The sequence below is a fragment of the Oleiphilus sp. HI0079 genome (genome assembly GCF_001635105.1).
This window is the reverse complement of the sequence record NZ_LWFT01000813.1, coordinates 1-694: the sequence shown is the minus strand read 5'-3', so window position 1 is coordinate 694 and position 694 is coordinate 1. Positions and strand designations below refer to the sequence as shown.

General features: G+C 49.4%; 1 protein-coding gene and 1 pseudogene. Both read right to left on the bottom strand.

Annotation, left to right across the window (positions count from 1 at the left end; all coding sequences use genetic code 11):
• Window positions 1–249, bottom strand: a pseudogene (locus A3750_RS15205) (hypothetical protein); the annotation flags it as partial.
• Window positions 242–694, bottom strand: a 453-nt coding sequence (locus A3750_RS15200) for a TolC family protein (RefSeq protein WP_197475067.1), incomplete at its 5' end; no start/stop codon positions are given. The gene A3750_RS15200 and the pseudogene A3750_RS15205, both read right to left, overlap by 8 nt.

Sequence of the window (694 nt, the reverse complement as noted above, 5' to 3'; positions counted from 1 at the left end):
ACCTTCTTTGTGATCGTCACATTCATCTCGGTGATCAATTACACCATCTGAATCGCTGTCGGATATCTTGGCTTGCGCAGGAACAAAGGGTTGTTCTGGATAGGGTGGCACGACATCTTCATTATGTTGCGCGGGAAGCCCTGAGCCAAAGCTGTCGAATCGTGGGTCTTCGGGCGGGTTTGTACCGCATGCTGTTAAACCGAGGCCGGCGAGCACAAGCGTTAAGGTAATACGAGAGATTTTATCCATTGGTCGTTGCCTCCTCTGTGCCGGTTTCATCTTCTTTCTCTAGCAGCGGGGTCATCACGTTTACACGCAACGCATCTAAAATGTAGCTCATGCTCGCAACAACACGATACTGGGAGTATACATACTGATAGTCTGACGCGAGATATTGCTTGCGCGCTTCAAATAGCTCGTTTTGTGCATCTAACAAATCAAGAAGGGTTCGACGGCCCGCTTTGAACTGCGCCATATACAACTTGGCGCTCTCTGCAGACTGATCAACGTAATCCTGTAGATGAACGAGTGTTTGTTTGAGCGTCATGTAGGCGTCCCATGACGAGTCGACATTTGCTTGCACTTCGCGATAGATACGATTAGAACGCATGCGCGCGGCCTCTTCCTGATAACGCGCTTGTTTCTGCTTCGAATTGCTACGGCCGCCTGAATAGAGATTCCAGTTCATCTCAAG